Source organism: Agrococcus sp. TSP3-2-1, from assembly GCF_049897585.1.
Taxonomy (GTDB): domain Bacteria; phylum Actinomycetota; class Actinomycetes; order Actinomycetales; family Microbacteriaceae; genus Agrococcus.
The window spans coordinates 13,821-28,950 of sequence record NZ_JAFCWN010000010.1 but is presented as its reverse complement, the minus strand read 5'-3'; the positions used below and the strand labels follow the sequence as shown (position 1 = coordinate 28,950).

Genomic DNA, 15,130 nt, shown 5'->3' with positions numbered 1-15,130 from the left:
TTCGATAGCGTCGGCGCGTGAACGACACGCAGCGCAGCGACGACTCCAAGCCCGCACCCGACACCGGCATCACGCAGCTCGACGACGAGCTCATCACCACGCGGCACACGCTCGCGACCGACGAGGGCGAGCTCGCCTACACGGCGCGATCGGGCCGCGTCGTGCTGTGGCAGGAGAAGACGGAGGACGACGTCTTCCGCGGCCGCCGCGCCCGCGCGCAAGTCGCGATCACCGCCTACACGCTCGACGGCGCCGATCCGACGCAGCGTCCGGTGACCTTCGCGTTCAACGGCGGTCCGGGATCGGCGAGCGTGTGGCTGCACATGGGCGTGCTCGGGCCGCGCCGCGTGGTGATGGGCGACGCGGGCTCGCTCGCCGCGCCGCCCTACGGCATCGCCGACAATCCCGAGTCGCTCCTGCGCGTCTCCGACCTCGTCTTCATCGACCCCGTCTCGACCGGTCGCTCGCGGCCCGCCGAGGGCGAGAAGGCGAAGGACTTCCACGGCTTCACCGCCGACATCGAGTCGGTCGCCGAGATCGTCCGCCAGTGGGTGACGGCCGAGGGCCGCTGGCTGAGCCCGAAGTTCCTCGCGGGCGAGTCGTACGGGACGACGCGCGCCGCGGGCCTCGCGCAGCACCTGCAGGGCGAGCTGGGCATGTACCTCAACGGGCTGCTGCTCATCTCGAGCGTGCTCGACTTCTCGACCGCCAACTTCGAGCGCGGCGGCGACCGCGCGCACGCGATGTACCTGCCGTTCTATGCTGCGACGGCGTGGCAGCACGGCTTCCACGGAGGCCGCTCGCTCGAGGAGGTCGTCGCCGAGGCGCAGGACTACGCGGCACGCGACTACCCGTACGCGCTGGCTCGAGGCGCCAGGCTGACGGCGGAGGAGAGGGCGGATGCGGTGGCTCGCGTCGCGCGCCTCACCGGCTTGAGCGAGTCCTACGTCGACCGCGCGGACCTGCGCATCGAGCACTGGCGCTACTTCGGCGAGCTGCTGCGCGACCGCGGCCTCACCGTCGGCCGGCTCGACTCCCGCTTCACCGGCCCCGCGGCGAGCGGGATCGCCGAGCACATGGACGCCGACCCGTCGATGGACGCCATCCTCGGGCCGTACGCGGCCGCCTACCAGCACTACCTCCACCACGAGCTCGGCGTGCGCGACACCGGGCCGTACCACGTGTTCGGCAAGGACGTCATCGAGCACTGGAGCTACAAGGAGTTCGAGAACGCGCCCGTCTACGTCATCGACCGGCTCTCGCGCGCGATGCGGCAGAACCCGCACCTCGCGGTGCACTTCGCGTACGGCTGGTTCGACGGGGCGACGCCGTTCTCGGCGGCCGAGGACTCGGTCGCGCACCTGCAGATCCCCGAGGCGCTGCGCGACAACCTCGAGCACCGCTACTACGAGGCCGGCCACATGATGTACGTGCACGAGCCCTCGCGCGTCGCGCAAGCGGCGGACCTCGCCGACTTCGTCCGCCGCCGCTCCGGTCGCTCCGCTCCCTGAGCCGGTCCGCGCCGAAGGCGCCGAGCGTGTCGAAGGGCGAAGCAGCACCTCCCGCATGCGGTAGTCTGTCTTGGTTGCCTCCGGGCGACTCGGTCGCGAGAGCGACGGGATGTGGCGCAGCTTGGTAGCGCACCTGACTGGGGGTCAGGGGGTCGCAGGTTCAAATCCTGTCATCCCGACAGGAAAGCCCAGGTGAGAGCACGTTTCTTGCCTGGGCTTCGTCGTCAGTGTCGGAGGGTTTGCGCAGACCTTCGCCGACCCAGGCGCGATGCGTCGCGAAAGCCGTGAGTGGGTGCGCTGCCGCGGGCCGGGACACGGCCGGGACCGGGCTGGACGGAGCGACGACCTTCATACCGGGCACGAAGGGGTACGGATGACGAGGGGGGCGCAGGCCTGGCCATGCCGTAGATCTTCGCGGCGTGGTTGACGATCTGATCCAGCGCGAGCAGCGAGAAGTTGATGGTCATGATCTCCACCACCGGGCGAAGCCCCAGCATGGCGGCACCGATCGCGGCACCGGTGAAGCCCTCCTCGGCGATCGGGGTGTCGACGGTGGCCTCCTCGCCCAGGTCCAGATGGCAATAGCCGCCGATCTCCGCCTGCGTGTACGAGCGAGCCGCACGCTCCTCGAATCGACGGATCGCATGGTTGGCGACGGGCGTCGACTCACGAGGCCCATAAGCGGGGAAGGCCACCAAGAGCGACGATTCAGCGAACAGGGTTCGCAAGCGGGGCCGTCCGACCGCTGAAGAGCGCGCGCAACGCAGGGATCAGATCCTCCATGCGGCCGTCGGTTCGTTCGTCGCGAGCGGCTACGGCCAGGTCACGATCGACGAGATCGCCACCGCTTCCCGGGTCACCAAACGCACGATCTACGCGTACTTCGGCGACAAGGCGGAGGTGTTCACCGCCGCTATCGAGCGGTTCCGCGCTCGCGACCTTGCGAATCTCGAATCGACCGCGGACGCTCTGCTCGACGTCGCGTCGCGGCTCTCCTGCGGGTAGCGTGGAGGGATAACCACGTGACACGGGGTGCCCGGCAGGGCTGAGATCACACCCGTCGAACCTGATCTAGTTCGTACTAGCGAAGGGATGTCGCGCATGACGCGCACGCCAGAGAACCTGCTCGATTTCACCTGTTACGCCCTGGACGGGGTGCGCGCCCAAGCGCCGCTCGTGCACTGCATCACCAACAGCGTGGTGGTGAACGTCACCGCCAATGCACTCCTCGCCCTCGGCGCATCGGCCGCGATGGTCGACATCCCCGGCGAGGCCGGACCGTTCGCCCGGGTCGCGTCCGGCCTCCTCGTAAATCTCGGGACGCCGGCCACGGAGCAGCGGGAGGCGATGTTCGAGGCGGTGGAGGCCGCGAACGGCGCGGGAACGCCGTGGGTGCTCGACCCAGTCGCGGTCGGCTCCCTCCCAGTGCGGACATCCCTGAGCCACACACTGAAGGATCTGCACCCAACCATCGTGCGGGGGAACGCGTCGGAGATAATCGCCGTGGCCGGCTCTGGTGCGGGTGGACGGGGCGTGGACGCCTCCGACGGGGTGGACGCTGCCGTGTCGGCCGCGCAGTCGCTGGCCGAGCGCACCGGGGGAGTCGTCGCGATATCCGGGCCGGTGGACGTCGTCACCGACGGACGCGGTCTGGTGCGGATCGCCAACGGCGACGCGCTGCTGACGAGGATCACCGGAGGCGGGTGCGCGCTCGGCGCGGTGATGGCCGCGTTTGCAGCGGTGGACGCAGATCGGTTTGCGACCACGGTCGCCGCGATCGCCGTCTACACGGTCGCGGCGGAGCTCGCCGCCGAGCGCTCCGCGGGGCCGGGCAGCTTCCAGCCGGCGTTCCTCGACGCGCTCGCCGCTGTCGACGCGGACACCGTCCGCAGCAGGGCGGTGCTGTCGTGAGCGTCGATCTGTCGCTGTATCTCGTGACGGACTCTCGCCTTGCCGCGTCGGCCGGCCACGAGCTGGCCGACCTTGCCCGCGCGGCGGCGGAGGGTGGCGTGACGGTGGTGCAAGTGAGGGAGAAGGACACCTCTGCCGGCGCGTTCCTGGAGATGGTGCTGCGCGTCGCCGACGTCCTCCCCTCTGAAGTCGCAGTTCTGGTGAACGACCGGGTGGACGTGTTCCTCGCCGCCCGCTATGCCGGGGCCCGGGTTGCCGGCGTTCACGTCGGTCAGTCCGATCTGCCAGTGGAGGCGGTGCGGGAGCTGATCGGGCCGGATGCGGTCCTCGGGCTGAGCGCGGCCACGCCGGAGCAGCTCCGTCTCGCCGCAGACAGTCCCGCCCGCGTTGACTACGTCGGCATCGGGGCCGTGCACGCCACGACCACGAAGAAGGACGCGCCCGAGCCGCTCGGCCTGGACCGGTTCGCCGATCTGGTGGCGGCGAGCGCGCTGCCCGCGGTCGGGATCGGGGGAGTTACGAGGGCCGATCTGCCGGCGATGCGCTCGGCGGGAGCGGCCGGAGCCGCGGTCGTCTCGGCGATCTGCTCGGCCCCCGACCCCCAGGCCGCCGCGGGCGAGCTGCGCGCGGCCTGGGAGGCAGCATCGTGACCGGGGCTCGGCGGGCGCCGCGCGTGTTGAGCATCGCGGGCACCGACCCGACGGGCGGCGCTGGCATCCAGGCGGATCTGAAGAGCATCGCCGCGAACGGCGGCTACGGCATGGCGGCAATCACCGCACTGGTCGCGCAGAACACCCACGGCGTCCGCTCCGTGCATGTGCCTCCGGTCCCGTTCCTTGCCGAGCAGCTCGATGCGGTGTCGGACGACGTGGAGATCGACGCGGTCAAGATCGGCATGCTCGCCACCACGGGCGTCATCCACACCGTGCGGGACTGGCTCGACCGCGTCCGCCCGCCGGTCGTGGTGCTCGACCCGGTGATGGTCGCCACCAGCGGCGACCGTCTCCTCGACGCGGACGCCGAACAGGCGCTACGCGAACTGCTCTCCCGCACGGACCTGCTCACCCCGAACATCCCGGAACTGGCCATCCTCGCCGGCGAGCCCGCCGCGACCGACTGGGCGGCGGTGGTAGCACAGGCGGGACGGGTCTCCGTGCGATACGCGGTGCGCGTGCTCGCGAAAGGCGGCCACCTCGCAGGGGCGGAGCTGCCCGACGCGCTCGTCGACGCGCGCGGCGACTCCGTCGAGATCGTCGAGTTCCCCGGCATCCGCATCGACACGACCAACACGCACGGCACCGGCTGTTCGCTGTCTTCCGCCCTCGCCACCCGGTACGCACGCTCGGGGGACTGGACCGAGGCGGTGGGGGAGTCCAAACGGTGGCTCAGCGAGAGCATCCGCCACGGCGCCGAGCTGGAGGTCGGTTCGGGGCACGGACCGATCAGTCACTTCGCGGGGCTGTGGGAACGCGGCGGCAGCGAAACCCGTCCCGCGCCCGCGGAGGTCGAGGCGCAGTGGTGGGAGCACATCCGCGAACTCCGGGACGGGATCGACGAACTGCCGTTCGTCACCGGGCTGGGAGACGGCACCATCGACCGCGACGCGTTCCTCTGGTATCTGGCGCAGGACGCCCTCTACCTCCGCGACTACTCCCGCGTGCTCGCCGACGCCAGCCGTCTCGCGCCGACGGCCGAGGAGCAGGCGTTCTGGGCCGGATCCGCGCAGGGCGCCATCGCAGCCGAGCTGCAGCTGCACGAGAGCTGGCTCACCTCGGAGGCCATTGAGGGTGCGCGGCCCAGCGACACCACGACCGCGTATCTGAACCATCTGCTCGCGTGCGCGGCCCGCGGGGACTACCCGGTGCTGATCGCTGCGGCGCTGCCGTGCTTCTGGCTCTACCAGGACGTCGGAACCCGCCTCCACCCCCTCTCCCATCCCCGGCATCCCTACCGGTCCTGGCTCGACACCTACGCCGATCCGGCATTCGAGGCCTCCACGCGGCGTGCGATCGACATCGTCACACAAGTCGCCGCCGCGGTGGACGAGACGAAGAGAGCCGAGATGCGCGAGGCGTTCCGTGCCTCGGCCGCTCACGAGCACGAGTTCTTCGCCGTCCCCACCTCACGGCGACCCACGCCAAGAGAGGCATGACCGATGTCTCCCATCCTCGCCGCGAGCGGTGGCGTCACGGACGACGCAGGCAGATTCCTGCTCGTCCGAAGGAGACATCCGGCGGAAGCTGGACGATGGAGTGTGCCCGGCGGAAGCGTCGAACCAGGCGAGACGATGCCCCAGGCCGTTGCTCGCGAGGTGCTCGAGGAGACGGGCATCGTCGTGACCGTTGGGAGGAGTTGTGTGGACCGGTCCTACCCCGGTGTGTTCGATCTAGAAGATGCTGTGCTCGAGCTGGACGACGGAGCCGCGCTGCGCCATGGGCTCTTGTACGGACCGGGGACGTGGTACTCGCGTGACGGCGCGAACGCACAGATCGCGCGCGACGGGACGCTCACCGCGACCGCATGACCGATCTCCTTCATCCACGTGGACGACGCCGCGACCGCAATGCGAGCGGCTCTGCCCTGGCCGCGCGGAGTGTGCCTGTCCAATCCAGGAAGGTGCGCAAGGTCTGCGGAGCGGACGAGGTCGACGACTTCTTCATCGTCACGAGCGACTTCCAGTGCTACCTCATCGCGGTCGCCGCAGTCTGCGGTCTCCAGGCGATCCACCTGAAGGGGTACAGCCACTACCGCGTCTCGCGGTGGGCAGACTGATGCGGACCCAGCCCGGCGGCGCGCCGTGGATCGCAGGAGGGTCGCATACGCTGTGGTCCTCTCCGACGGAAGGGGTCATCGTGCATCCAGCAGAAGAGCACTCCGCGCCGCAGCACATCCCGGGCGCCGACGAGCACAGCATCCCCGAGCTCGAAGCCGACCAGGACGTGCCGCCGCGCCCTGAGGAGGAGATCGCCGACGTCCTGCGGTCGGAGCCGGACACGGCGGATCATCGGCAGCGGGACCGCTGACCGTGACATCGGGGGACCGCCCCACCCCGTGATCGAGCTCGAGCCGCCTGTCTATCGCGCGCCCATGCGCTCCCGTCGCTCTGACGCCCCCGCCGGTGCCGCCGTCGAGCGGGCGTTCGCCCAGGGCCTCGTCGGCATGGGCGGCGCGCTCGACCCTGCGCCGCGCTCCGTCGCCGAGGCGGCGACGCTCGCGGCCGAGCAGCACGACGAGCGGCTCGCCGCTCGCATCGAGCGCTTCGCCGACGCGCCCGACGGCGCCTTCGTCTGGACTCGCGACGACGACGGGCTCGCCTGGCTCGGGCGGCTGGCCGGGCCGTGGCGCTACGACGCGAGCCCGGATGCGTCGGCTGCCGACCTCGTGCACGTGCGGCCGTGCGAGTGGCTCGGGGCGCCGATCGCCGACGCCGCAGTGCCGCCCGCGGTGAAGGCGACGTTCGCGCGCGGCGGCCTCAACTGGCAGCGCACCCATGACACAGCCGTCGCGTCGCTCTCGGCCGCCATCTGGGCGCGCGGCGTAGGGTGACGCCGAGGGGCCCCGTCCGGCCCGTCGGAGGAGCATCCGATGATCCCCACCACCACAGCCCACAGCGGCCTCACCCTGCCCGTGCTCGGCTTCGGCACCTACAAGCTCAAGGGCCGGGCGGGCACCGATGCAGTCGGCCGCGCGATCGAGCACGGCTACACGCTGCTCGACTCCGCCTTCAACTACGAGAACGAGGGCACGGTCGGTGCCGCCGTGCGCGCATCCGGTCGTCGTGACGACCTCATCGTCACGTCGAAGCTGCCCGGCCGGCACCACGAGCGCGACGCGGCGCTCGCGACGATCGAGGAGAGCGTCGCGCGCACGGGGCTCGAGCGGCTCGATCTCTACCTGATCCACTGGCCCAACCCGCGCGTCGGGAAGTACGTGGATGCGTGGGGCGCGCTCATCGAGGCGAAGGAGCGCGGGCTCGTGGAGGCGATCGGCGTGTGCAACTTCCTGCCCGAGCACCTCGAGCGACTGCGGGCGGAGACAGGCGTCGTCCCCGAGGTCAACCAGATCGAGCTGCACCCCTACTTCCCGCAGGAGGAGCAGCTCGCCTACGACCGCGAGCACGGCATCATCACGCAGGCGTGGAGCCCGCTCGGTCGCGGCAACGACCTGCTCGAGCGCGGCGAGGTCGTCGAGATCGCCGAGGCGCACGGCGCGACGCCCGCGCAAGTGCTGCTCGCGTGGGCGATCGCGCGCGGTGCGGTGCCACTGCCGAAGGCCGCGTCGGCCGAGCGGCAGCGCGAGAACCTCGGCGCGCTCGACGTGTCGCTCGGCGACGACGAGGTCGCCGCGATCACCGCGCTCCGCCGGCCCGACGGGCGGCTCGGCGGGCAGGATCCGGCGTCGTACGAGGAGCTGTGACATGACGGAGCAACGGCGCCGCATCCTCATCACCGGCGCGACGGGCGCCATCGGCCTCGTGATCTCCGAGCGGCTGCAGGGCGACTACGACGTCGTCATGCACGGCCGCACGCCGCGCAGCCCACGGCAGGAGCGCGAGCTCCGCGAGGCGGATCTCACCGACTTCGAAGCCGTGCTCGAGCTCATGGACGGCATCGACACCGTTGTGCACCTCGCCGGCAGCGCGAGCCCGGAGTCGACGTGGGACGACGTGCTGGGCGCCAACATCGTCGGCACCCGCAACGTGCTCGAAGCGGCCCGCGAGGCGGGCGTCCGCCGCGTCGTGTTCGCCTCCTCGAACCACGCGATGGGCGTGTACGACCGGCTCGAGCAGTGGCCGGTCTACCCGCACCAGCTGCCGCGCCCCGACTCGCTCTACGGCCTCTCGAAGGCGTTCGGCGAGACCCTCGGCCGCTTCTACTTCGACGAGCACGGGCTCTCGTTCATCGCCCTCCGCATCGGCTGGATGACCGACGACCCGGCGAGCGCCGACCTCGACATCCTGCACGCGATGTGGCTCAGCGAGGACGACGCCGTGCAGGTGTTCCGCTGCGCGATCGAGGCGCCCGTCGACTTCGGGCTCTACTACGCGATCTCCGACAACCCGAACCGCCGCTGGGATCTCACGAACACCATGCTCGAGCTCGGCTACCGGCCGAAGGACTCCTGGGCGGATGCGGCACCCGGTGGCGAGGACGTCGTCCCCGAGGGGGAGTCGGTGCCCGACTCGTGGCCCGAGGGCTCCTAGGGATCAGCTCGGCGACACGGTGTCGTCGGCTGCGCGCCCGATGAGCAGGTCGACGAGCCGCGCGGCGTCGTCGGCGGTCGACGAGGTGCGGCTGAGGGCGCGCAGCACGACCGCGCCGATGAGCGCCTCGGCGAGCTGCTCGGTCGCGACGTCGGCCCGCAGGCCCGTCGTGGTGCCGATCGCCGCGTCGAGGCGGCCCGAGATCGAGGCGGAGCCCGTGAGGCTGTCGCGCAGGCGCGCGCCCACCTCGGGGTGCTCGGCGGCGGCCGCGAGCAGCGAGAGCACGAGGCCCGGCTCAGCATCGATGACCGCGAAGACGGTGGTGAGCCACTCCTGCATGTCTGCGCGCACGTCGCCCGTGTCGGGCAGCGCCAGCCGGTCGTCGAACAGCAGCCCCTCGAGCAGGCACTCCGCGACGAGTGCGCCCTTCGAGCGCCACCAGCGGTAGATCGTCTGCTTGCCGACGCCGGCGCGCGCGGCGACGCCCTCGATCGTGAGGTGCTCGTAGCCGCGCTCGGCGAAGAGCGCCGCGGTCGCGTCGAGGATCGCGATGCGGACGGCTTCGCTGCGGACGGGACCCGTGCGGGGGAGGGACATGGCACCTCCAGGGCCACAGAGAAGACGAGACGGTGCGTGTTATCTTAGTCCTCGCTTGTCGTCGTCGGGAGCGCTCGGCCTCGGCTCGCGCGCGGATCGGAAGGGCCTCATGGCCGAGCTGCTGCACCGCCTCGGGACGTTCGCCGCGCGCCGCGCGTGGACGGTCCTCATCGCGTGGATCGTCATCCTCGCCGCCGCGATCGGCGGCTTCCTCGTCGGCTTCAAGGGGTTGTCGTCGAGCTTCGACATCCCCGGCACCGCCTCCGGTGAGATCGTCGCCGAGCTCGAGCGCGAGCTGCCGGACTTCGCCGGCGCGACCGGCACCGTCGTCGTGCACGCGACCGACGGCGCGATCACCGACGAGCAGCGCGAGCAGCTCGCCGAGCTCATCGAGGGCGCGGAGTCGCTGCCCGACGTCTCGGGCGTCAACGACCCGTTCGCGACCGAGGCCGAGCGAGCCGATCAGGCGCAGCAGCTCGAGGACGGCCGCGCCCAGCTCGAGGCTGGCGAGGAGCAGCTCGACGCGGGCCTCGCCCAGCTCGAGGCGGGCATCGCGGCGCTCGAGGAGGGACAGGCGGCGCTCGACGCCGCGCGAGCGCAAGCCGAGGCCGCGGGCTTCCCGACCGCGCAGCTCGACGCGCAGCAGGCGCAGCTCGACGCGCAACGCACCGTGATCGACGAGCAGCGAGCGCAGCTCGACGAGGGGCAGGCCGAGCTCGACGAGCAGAGCGCCAGGCTCGAGCGAGGTGAGGAGCTCCTCTCGCTCGCCGACGGCATCCGCCTCGTCTCGGAGGACGGCGCCACCGCGCTCGTGACCGTCTCGTACACCGAGACGCGCCTCGAGCTGCCGCAGGAGTCGAAGGACGCCACGATGGCGCACTTCTCCTCGCAGCCCATCGACGGGCTCGAGATCTCGTTCTCGACCGACATCGCGCAGGGCGTGCCCGAGATCCTCGGCATCGGCGAGGCGGTCGGCGTGGCGCTCGCGGCGGTCGTGCTCGTCGTCGTGCTCGGCTCGATGCTCGCGGCCGCCCTCCCGATCGTCACCGCGCTGCTCGGCGTCGCGATCGGCGCGATGGCCGTGCTGTCGTTCTCGGGGGTCGTGCAGATGGCGTCGGTGACGCCGATCCTCGGCGTCATGCTCGGCCTCGCGGTCGGCATCGACTACTCGCTCTTCATCATCTACCGCCACCGCAAGCAGCTGCTGCGCGGCGCCGACGTCGTCGAGTCGATCGGCCTCGCGAACGGCACGGCGGGCAACGCGGTCGTCTTCGCCGGCGTCACGGTCATCGTCGCGCTCCTCGCGCTCGGCATCACCGGCATCCCCTTCCTCGGCCTCATGGGCGTCGCGGGCGCCGTGAGCGTCGCGATCGCGGTGCTCATCGCGATCTCGGCGACGCCGGCCCTGCTCGGCCTCGCCGGCCGCCGCATCCTCAGCCGTCGCGCGATGGCGAAGACGGAGGCCGCGGGCGACGAGGCGGATGCGATGCGCTCGGTGCGCCCGATGTCGAGCGTGCGCGCGGTCCTGAGCGCCGTGCTCGCCGTCGCGGTGCTCGCCGCGATCGCGATCCCTGCGCTCTCGATGCGCCTCGGCCTGCCCGACGGTGGCTCCGAGCCCGCCGACTCTACCGCCCACCGCGCCTACAGCCTCACCGAGGAGGCCTTCGGCGAGGGGCAGAACGGCCCGCTGCTCGTCACCGCGACGATGCCCGGCGACCTCGACGCGCTCGAGGTCGAGCAGCGCCAGCTCACCGTCGCGCGCGAGCTCGCGGCGACCGACGACGTCGTCGCCGTCGCGCCGATCGCCGTCTCCGACGACGCCGGTGAGGGGGCACGGCTCGCGGTCTTCCAGGTCGTGCCTGCGGAGGGCCCCAACAGCGAGTCGACCGAGGCGCTCGTGCGCGAGCTGCGCGAGCGGCCGCCGGTCGAGGGCGACATCGAGCTCGGCGTCGCGGGCCAGGCGGCGAGCAACATCGACATCTCTGAGGGCCTCGCCGACGCGCTGCCCACCTACCTCGCGGTCGTCGTCGGGCTGTCGTTCCTCATCATGGTGATGGTGTTCCGCTCGCTCGTCGTGCCGCTCATCGCCACCGGCGGCTTCGTGCTCTCACTCCTCGCGACCTTCGGCGCGGTCACCGCGGTCTTCCAGTGGGGCTGGCTCGGCGGCCTCTTCGGCGTCTCGGAGCCCGGCCCGATCCTGAGCTTCCTGCCCGTCATCCTCGTCGGCATCCTCTTCGGGCTCGCGATGGACTACCAGCTGTTCTTGACGACGGGCATGCGCGAGGCGTACGTGCACGGGGCGGATGCGCGGCTCGCGGTCGCGCGCGGGTTCCGGGCGGGGCGCAGCGTCGTCATCGCCGCAGCGCTCATCATGATCGCCGTCTTCGCGGGCTTCATCGCCTCGCACTCGATCATCATCAAGGCGATGGGCTTCGGCCTGGCGCTGGGCGTGCTGCTCGACGCCTTCGTCGTGCGCATGCTGCTCGTGCCCGCGATCATGCACCTCGTCGGCAAGGCCGCGTGGTGGCTGCCGCGCTGGCTCGACCGCATCATCCCGAACGTCGACGTCGAGGGCGCCTCGCTCGAGCGGCGGCACCCGAGCGCGAGCACCGGCAGCGCCGACGCGGTCGCCGCCGGCGCGACGAAGCGGGACTGACGCCGCGAGGCGGGGCTCAGAGGAGCGAGAGCTCCTTGAGCTTCGCCTCGACCTCGTCGTCCGTCGGCTCGACCTGGTGCGAGCCGTCGGGGAAGACGACGACCGGGATCTGCATGCGGCCCGAGATGCGCTGCGCCTCGCGGGTCGCCGACTCGTCCTCCTCGAGGTCGATGTAGTCGTAGGCCACCTCGAGCCCGTCGAGCTGCTGCTTCGTGCGTCGGCAGTCGCGGCACCAGTCGGCGCCGTAGACCCGGATCGTCGTCGTGTCGGTCATGCCCCCACGGTACGTGAGCGGCGCTCGCCTCCGCCACGCGCGAGGGCCGCGAGGCTGCGCCAGCCGACGAGCAGCGCGAGCAGCGCGAGCGTCGCGACGACGACGAACGGCAGTGCCGTGCCCTGCCCGCTCAGCGTGCGCAGCAGCATCCCACCGACGACGGCCACGAGCCACACGGGCACGCCGGTGCGGAGCGGCGCCGCGGGGCGCCGCCACGCGAGCGACACGAGCCAGCCGACGACGAGTGCGGCGAGGAACGGCCACGCCGTCGTCGCGAGCCCGAGCCCGCCCTCGCCGAGCACGCCGGCGCCGTCGTCGTCGTGGCTCGCGCGGCCGATCGCGGCGAAGGCCACGACGAGCGCGGCGTCGAGCGCGAACGCGAGGACGGCGGATGCACGGGGTCGTGATGCACGGGGTCGTGATGCACCGGGTAGGGCACCAGGCGGTCGGGTGGGCATCGCTCCACGCTAGCCCGCGCGGCTCCCTCGCGACGCAGGTATATGCGCACCGGCTGCAACGACGGACGGATGACGACCGGTGCGCATATACCTGTGGTCGCAGCTGTCGCCGCCGGCTGGGCACGTCGCGTCTGGCATGCTCGCTCCATGGAGCAGGCCACCGCGACCGCATTCGACGTCGACGCGCTGCGGGCGCGGTTCCCGTCGCTCGCCTCCGGCATCGCCCACTTCGACGGGCCCGGCGGCACGCAGACGCCCGCCGAGGTCGGAGAGGCGATCGCGCGCACGCTGACGAGCCCGCTCTCGAACCGCGGCTCGAGCGTCGCGAGCGAGCGCAACGCCGACGCGGCCGTCGCCGCCTTCCGCGTCGCCTACGCCGACCTGCTGGGCGCTGGCCCGCGCGGCATCGTCTACGGGCGCAGCGCGACGCAGCTGACCTACGACTTCTCGCGCGCGCTCGCGAAGGGCTGGTCGGCGGGCGACGAGCTCGTCGTCACGCAGCTCGACCACGACGCGAACGTGCGGCCCTGGCTCCAGATCGCGGAGCGCGTCGGCATGGCCGTGCGGTGGCTGCGGCTCGACCCCGCCACGGGGCAGCTGCGGCTCGACGAGCTCGACGAGGTCGTGACCGAGCGCACGCGCCTCGTCGCCGTCACCGGCGCATCCAACCTCATCGGCTCGAAGCCCGATCTGCCCCGCATCGCGGCCCGCGCGCACGAGGTCGGCGCGCTCGTGCACGTCGACGGCGTGCATCTCGCCGCGCACGACGCGATCGACGTCGCCGCGCTCGGCGCCGACCTCTTCGTCTGCTCGCCCTACAAGTTCTTCGGTCCGCACTGCGCCGTGCTCGCCGCCTCGCCGGAGCTGCTCGAGTCGTTGCACCCCGACAAGCTGCTGCCCTCGACGAACGCCGTGCCCGAGCGCTTCGAGCTCGGCACGCTGCCCTACGAGCTCATGGCGGGCGCGACCGCCGCCGTCGACGTGATCGCGAGCATCGCCGGTCGCGAGGGCGACCGGCGCGAGCGGCTCCTCGCGGCCAACGCGCTCATCGAGCACCACGAGCTGCGCCTGCGGGAGCGCATCGAGTCGCACTTGCGGTCGTACGACGTGCGGCTGACGCTGCACTCGGTCGCCGAGGACCGCACCTCGACGCTCTTCGTCACCTTCCGCGACCGCGACCCGTTCGCCGTCGCGCGCGAGCTCGCCGGGCGCGACGTGCTCGCGCCCGCGGGCACCTTCTACGCGCACGAGCCGTTCCTCGCGCTCGGCACCGGGGTCGAGGCGGGCCTGCGGATGGGGCTCGCGCCCTACAACCACGACGCCGATGTCGACCGGCTGCTCGAGGGGCTCGACGCCGCGCTCGCGTGAGCCCGTCGCGGCGCTACGGCTCGAAGACGAGGATGCGGTCGTCGCCCTCCGCGGGTCGCCCGCGGCCGTCGGTGCTGCCGGTGAGCGCCCAGACCGAGCCGTCCGGCGCCGCCGCGACGTCGCGCATCCGACCGTGCTCGCCCTGCCAGTGCACGCTCGAGCGCGCCACGTCGTCGATCGGCACGCGGCGCAGCGACTGGCCGCGCAGGTTCGCGATCCAGAGCGCATCGGCGGCGAACGCCATGCCGCTCGGGCTCGCCTCCGCCGGCGCCCACTGCTGCACGGGCTCGGCGAAGCGCCGATCGCCCGCCGCCCCCTCGACGAGCGGCCAGCCGTAGTTCGCGCCCGCCTCGATGACGTTGAGCTCGTCCCACGTGTCCTGGCCGAACTCGGTCGCGAAGAGCCTGCCGTCGTCGCTCCACGCGAGGCCCTGCGGGTTGCGGTGGCCGAGCGTGTAGACGGGGGAGGCGGGGTCGGGGTTGTCGGCGGGCACCGAGCCGTCGGCCTCGAGCCGCAGGATCTTGCCCGCGAGGCTCGCCGGGTCCTGCGCCCTGCTCGGCACGCCCGCGTCGCCCGTCGTGGCGTAGAGCATCCCGTCCGGTCCGATCGCGATGCGCCCGCCGTTGTGGTTGCCTGCCGCCGGGATGCCGGTGAGCAGCTCCGCGGGCTCGCCGAGCGTGCGCGCGCCGGGCTCGCCCTCGAGCGTCGCGCGCAGGATCGCGTTGCCGTCGCCCCTCGTCGCGTACCAGTAGAGGTGCCCGTCGTGGACCGCGATGCCGAGCAGCCCGCCCTCGCCGCGCGGCTCGACGCCCTCGATCTCGGCGACCGGCGCGGTGCTGCCGTCGGGCGCCACCTCGACGATGCGGGCGGTGTCCCGCTCGCTCACGAGCGCGCCGCCGCCCGGCAGGAGCGCGATCGACCACGGGCTCTCGAGGTCGGTCGCGAGGGTCTCGGGCGACTCGAGCGTGCCCGCGGGCGGCGACGGCGGTGCGGATGCGTCGGGCGGGGCGGGCGAGCCGGTCGGGGCCGCGTCGGCGCGCGACGAAGGCCGCTCGGCGGGCTCTTCCGCGGGCCCGCACGCCGCGAGCGCGAGGACGACGGCGAGCGCGAGGGGCGGCAGCGGGCGGGGGCGCGCGCGGCGGTCGCTCACAG

The 15,130-nt window shown here is 72.3% G+C and carries 18 protein-coding genes, 1 tRNA gene and 1 riboswitch; of the genes, 14 read left to right on the top strand and 5 right to left on the bottom strand.

The genetic code is table 11. The features are described from left to right. The first annotated feature begins 17 nt into the window (after positions 1-17). On the top strand, positions 18-1,511 hold the full coding sequence (locus tag ACP7BI_RS12705) for a S10 family peptidase (RefSeq protein WP_425846897.1): 1,494 nt from the start codon (positions 18-20) through the stop codon (positions 1,509-1,511). A 105-nt stretch (positions 1,512-1,616) separates the two neighbouring features. Continuing rightward, a tRNA-Pro gene (locus tag ACP7BI_RS12700) sits at positions 1,617-1,690 on the top strand. Positions 1,691-1,735: 45 nt separating this feature from the next. On the opposite strand, the gene ACP7BI_RS12695 is transcribed toward ACP7BI_RS12700, so the two are convergent. Beyond that, entirely contained in the window at positions 1,736-2,206 is a 471-nt protein-coding gene (locus tag ACP7BI_RS12695) for a hypothetical protein (RefSeq protein ID WP_425846895.1), read from the bottom strand. Between the two features lie 79 nt (positions 2,207-2,285). Between ACP7BI_RS12695 and ACP7BI_RS12690 the strand changes: the two genes are divergently transcribed. From ACP7BI_RS12690 to ACP7BI_RS12645, 10 genes are all read left to right on the top strand, one after another. Further along, a complete protein-coding gene (locus ACP7BI_RS12690; protein WP_425846951.1) occupies positions 2,286-2,516 on the top strand; it encodes a TetR/AcrR family transcriptional regulator in 231 nt (76 codons plus the stop codon). A gap of 13 nt (positions 2,517-2,529) precedes the next feature. After that, positions 2,530-2,621, top strand: a riboswitch (TPP riboswitch). Beyond that, positions 2,613-3,422, top strand: coding sequence for a hydroxyethylthiazole kinase (gene thiM / locus ACP7BI_RS12685; RefSeq protein ID WP_425846893.1), 810 nt, complete (start codon positions 2,613-2,615; stop codon positions 3,420-3,422). Its footprint overlaps the riboswitch before it by 9 nt. Beyond that, complete coding sequence (gene thiE, locus ACP7BI_RS12680; RefSeq protein WP_425846891.1) at positions 3,419-4,072, top strand: thiamine phosphate synthase; 654 nt, start codon at positions 3,419-3,421, stop codon at positions 4,070-4,072. Before thiM ends, thiE begins: the two co-directional genes overlap by 4 nt. 23 nt (positions 4,073-4,095) lie before the next feature. Beyond that, on the top strand, positions 4,096-5,574 hold the full coding sequence (locus ACP7BI_RS12675; RefSeq protein WP_425846887.1) for a bifunctional hydroxymethylpyrimidine kinase/phosphomethylpyrimidine kinase: 1,479 nt from the start codon (positions 4,096-4,098) through the stop codon (positions 5,572-5,574). Between the two features lie 3 nt (positions 5,575-5,577). Then, positions 5,578-5,946 carry an NUDIX domain-containing protein gene (locus ACP7BI_RS12670; protein ID WP_425846885.1) on the top strand — a complete coding sequence of 123 codons (369 nt, stop codon included), beginning with the start codon at positions 5,578-5,580 and terminating at the stop codon, positions 5,944-5,946. 92 nt (positions 5,947-6,038) lie between these two features. Further along, positions 6,039-6,194, top strand: coding sequence for a hypothetical protein (locus ACP7BI_RS12665; protein WP_425846884.1), 156 nt, complete (start codon positions 6,039-6,041; stop codon positions 6,192-6,194). Positions 6,195-6,274: 80 nt separating this feature from the next. Then, positions 6,275-6,445 (top strand): hypothetical protein, encoded by a 171-nt coding sequence (locus tag ACP7BI_RS12660; RefSeq protein WP_425846882.1) that lies wholly within the window; start codon positions 6,275-6,277, stop codon positions 6,443-6,445. A 64-nt stretch (positions 6,446-6,509) separates the two neighbouring features. Continuing rightward, positions 6,510-6,968, top strand: coding sequence for a GAF domain-containing protein (locus tag ACP7BI_RS12655; RefSeq protein WP_425846881.1), 459 nt, complete (start codon positions 6,510-6,512; stop codon positions 6,966-6,968). A gap of 39 nt (positions 6,969-7,007) precedes the next feature. After that, positions 7,008-7,838 (top strand): aldo/keto reductase, encoded by an 831-nt coding sequence (locus ACP7BI_RS12650; protein WP_425846878.1) that lies wholly within the window; start codon positions 7,008-7,010, stop codon positions 7,836-7,838. A 1-nt stretch (position 7,839) separates the two neighbouring features. After that, positions 7,840-8,625 carry an NAD-dependent epimerase/dehydratase family protein gene (locus ACP7BI_RS12645; protein WP_425846876.1) on the top strand — a complete coding sequence of 262 codons (786 nt, stop codon included), beginning with the start codon at positions 7,840-7,842 and terminating at the stop codon, positions 8,623-8,625. A 3-nt stretch (positions 8,626-8,628) separates the two neighbouring features. Here the strand turns inward: ACP7BI_RS12645 and ACP7BI_RS12640 are convergent, their stop codons facing one another. Then, positions 8,629-9,222: a TetR/AcrR family transcriptional regulator gene (locus ACP7BI_RS12640; protein ID WP_425846874.1), complete on the bottom strand. Its 594-nt coding sequence runs from the start codon at positions 9,220-9,222 to the stop codon at positions 8,629-8,631. A 109-nt stretch (positions 9,223-9,331) separates the two neighbouring features. Here ACP7BI_RS12640 and ACP7BI_RS12635 point away from each other — a divergent pair, with 109 nt between their 5' ends. Further along, positions 9,332-11,878 (top strand): MMPL family transporter, encoded by a 2,547-nt coding sequence (locus ACP7BI_RS12635; protein WP_425846948.1) that lies wholly within the window; start codon positions 9,332-9,334, stop codon positions 11,876-11,878. A 16-nt stretch (positions 11,879-11,894) separates the two neighbouring features. On the opposite strand, the gene ACP7BI_RS12630 is transcribed toward ACP7BI_RS12635, so the two are convergent. Together ACP7BI_RS12630 and ACP7BI_RS12625 are read right to left on the bottom strand one after the other, a co-directional pair. Then, a complete protein-coding gene (locus ACP7BI_RS12630) occupies positions 11,895-12,152 on the bottom strand; it encodes a glutaredoxin family protein (RefSeq protein WP_425846871.1) in 258 nt (85 codons plus the stop codon). Next, the gene (locus ACP7BI_RS12625) at positions 12,149-12,610 is read right to left on the bottom strand and encodes a DUF3054 domain-containing protein (RefSeq protein ID WP_425846869.1); all 462 of its coding nucleotides are present in this window, start codon (positions 12,608-12,610) and stop codon (positions 12,149-12,151) included. Before ACP7BI_RS12625 ends, ACP7BI_RS12630 begins: the two co-directional genes overlap by 4 nt. A gap of 147 nt (positions 12,611-12,757) precedes the next feature. Between ACP7BI_RS12625 and ACP7BI_RS12620 the strand changes: the two genes are divergently transcribed. Next, a complete protein-coding gene (locus ACP7BI_RS12620) occupies positions 12,758-13,978 on the top strand; it encodes a cysteine desulfurase-like protein (protein WP_425846866.1) in 1,221 nt (406 codons plus the stop codon). Between the two features lie 13 nt (positions 13,979-13,991). On the opposite strand, the gene ACP7BI_RS12615 is transcribed toward ACP7BI_RS12620, so the two are convergent. Beyond that, positions 13,992-15,128 (bottom strand): PQQ-dependent sugar dehydrogenase, encoded by a 1,137-nt coding sequence (locus ACP7BI_RS12615; RefSeq protein ID WP_425846864.1) that lies wholly within the window; start codon positions 15,126-15,128, stop codon positions 13,992-13,994. Positions 15,129-15,130 lie beyond the last annotated feature (2 nt).

Bases quoted from the DNA above. Each gene is read 5' to 3' on its own strand.
- thiM (WP_425846893.1), top strand. From the start codon at position 2,613: ATGACGCGCACGCCAGAGAACCTGCTCGATTTCACCTGTTACGCCCTG.
- ACP7BI_RS12670 (WP_425846885.1), top strand. From the start codon at position 5,578: ATGTCTCCCATCCTCGCCGCGAGCGGTGGCGTCACGGACGACGCAGGC.
- ACP7BI_RS12655 (WP_425846881.1), top strand. From the start codon at position 6,510: ATGCGCTCCCGTCGCTCTGACGCCCCCGCCGGTGCCGCCGTCGAGCGG.
- ACP7BI_RS12650 (WP_425846878.1), top strand. From the start codon at position 7,008: ATGATCCCCACCACCACAGCCCACAGCGGCCTCACCCTGCCCGTGCTC.
- ACP7BI_RS12645 (WP_425846876.1), top strand. From the start codon at position 7,840: ATGACGGAGCAACGGCGCCGCATCCTCATCACCGGCGCGACGGGCGCC.
- ACP7BI_RS12640 (WP_425846874.1), bottom strand. From the start codon at position 9,222: ATGTCCCTCCCCCGCACGGGTCCCGTCCGCAGCGAAGCCGTCCGCATC.
- ACP7BI_RS12635 (WP_425846948.1), top strand. From the start codon at position 9,332: ATGGCCGAGCTGCTGCACCGCCTCGGGACGTTCGCCGCGCGCCGCGCG.
- ACP7BI_RS12630 (WP_425846871.1), bottom strand. From the start codon at position 12,152: ATGACCGACACGACGACGATCCGGGTCTACGGCGCCGACTGGTGCCGC.
- ACP7BI_RS12625 (WP_425846869.1), bottom strand. From the start codon at position 12,610: ATGCCCACCCGACCGCCTGGTGCCCTACCCGGTGCATCACGACCCCGT.
- ACP7BI_RS12620 (WP_425846866.1), top strand. From the start codon at position 12,758: ATGGAGCAGGCCACCGCGACCGCATTCGACGTCGACGCGCTGCGGGCG.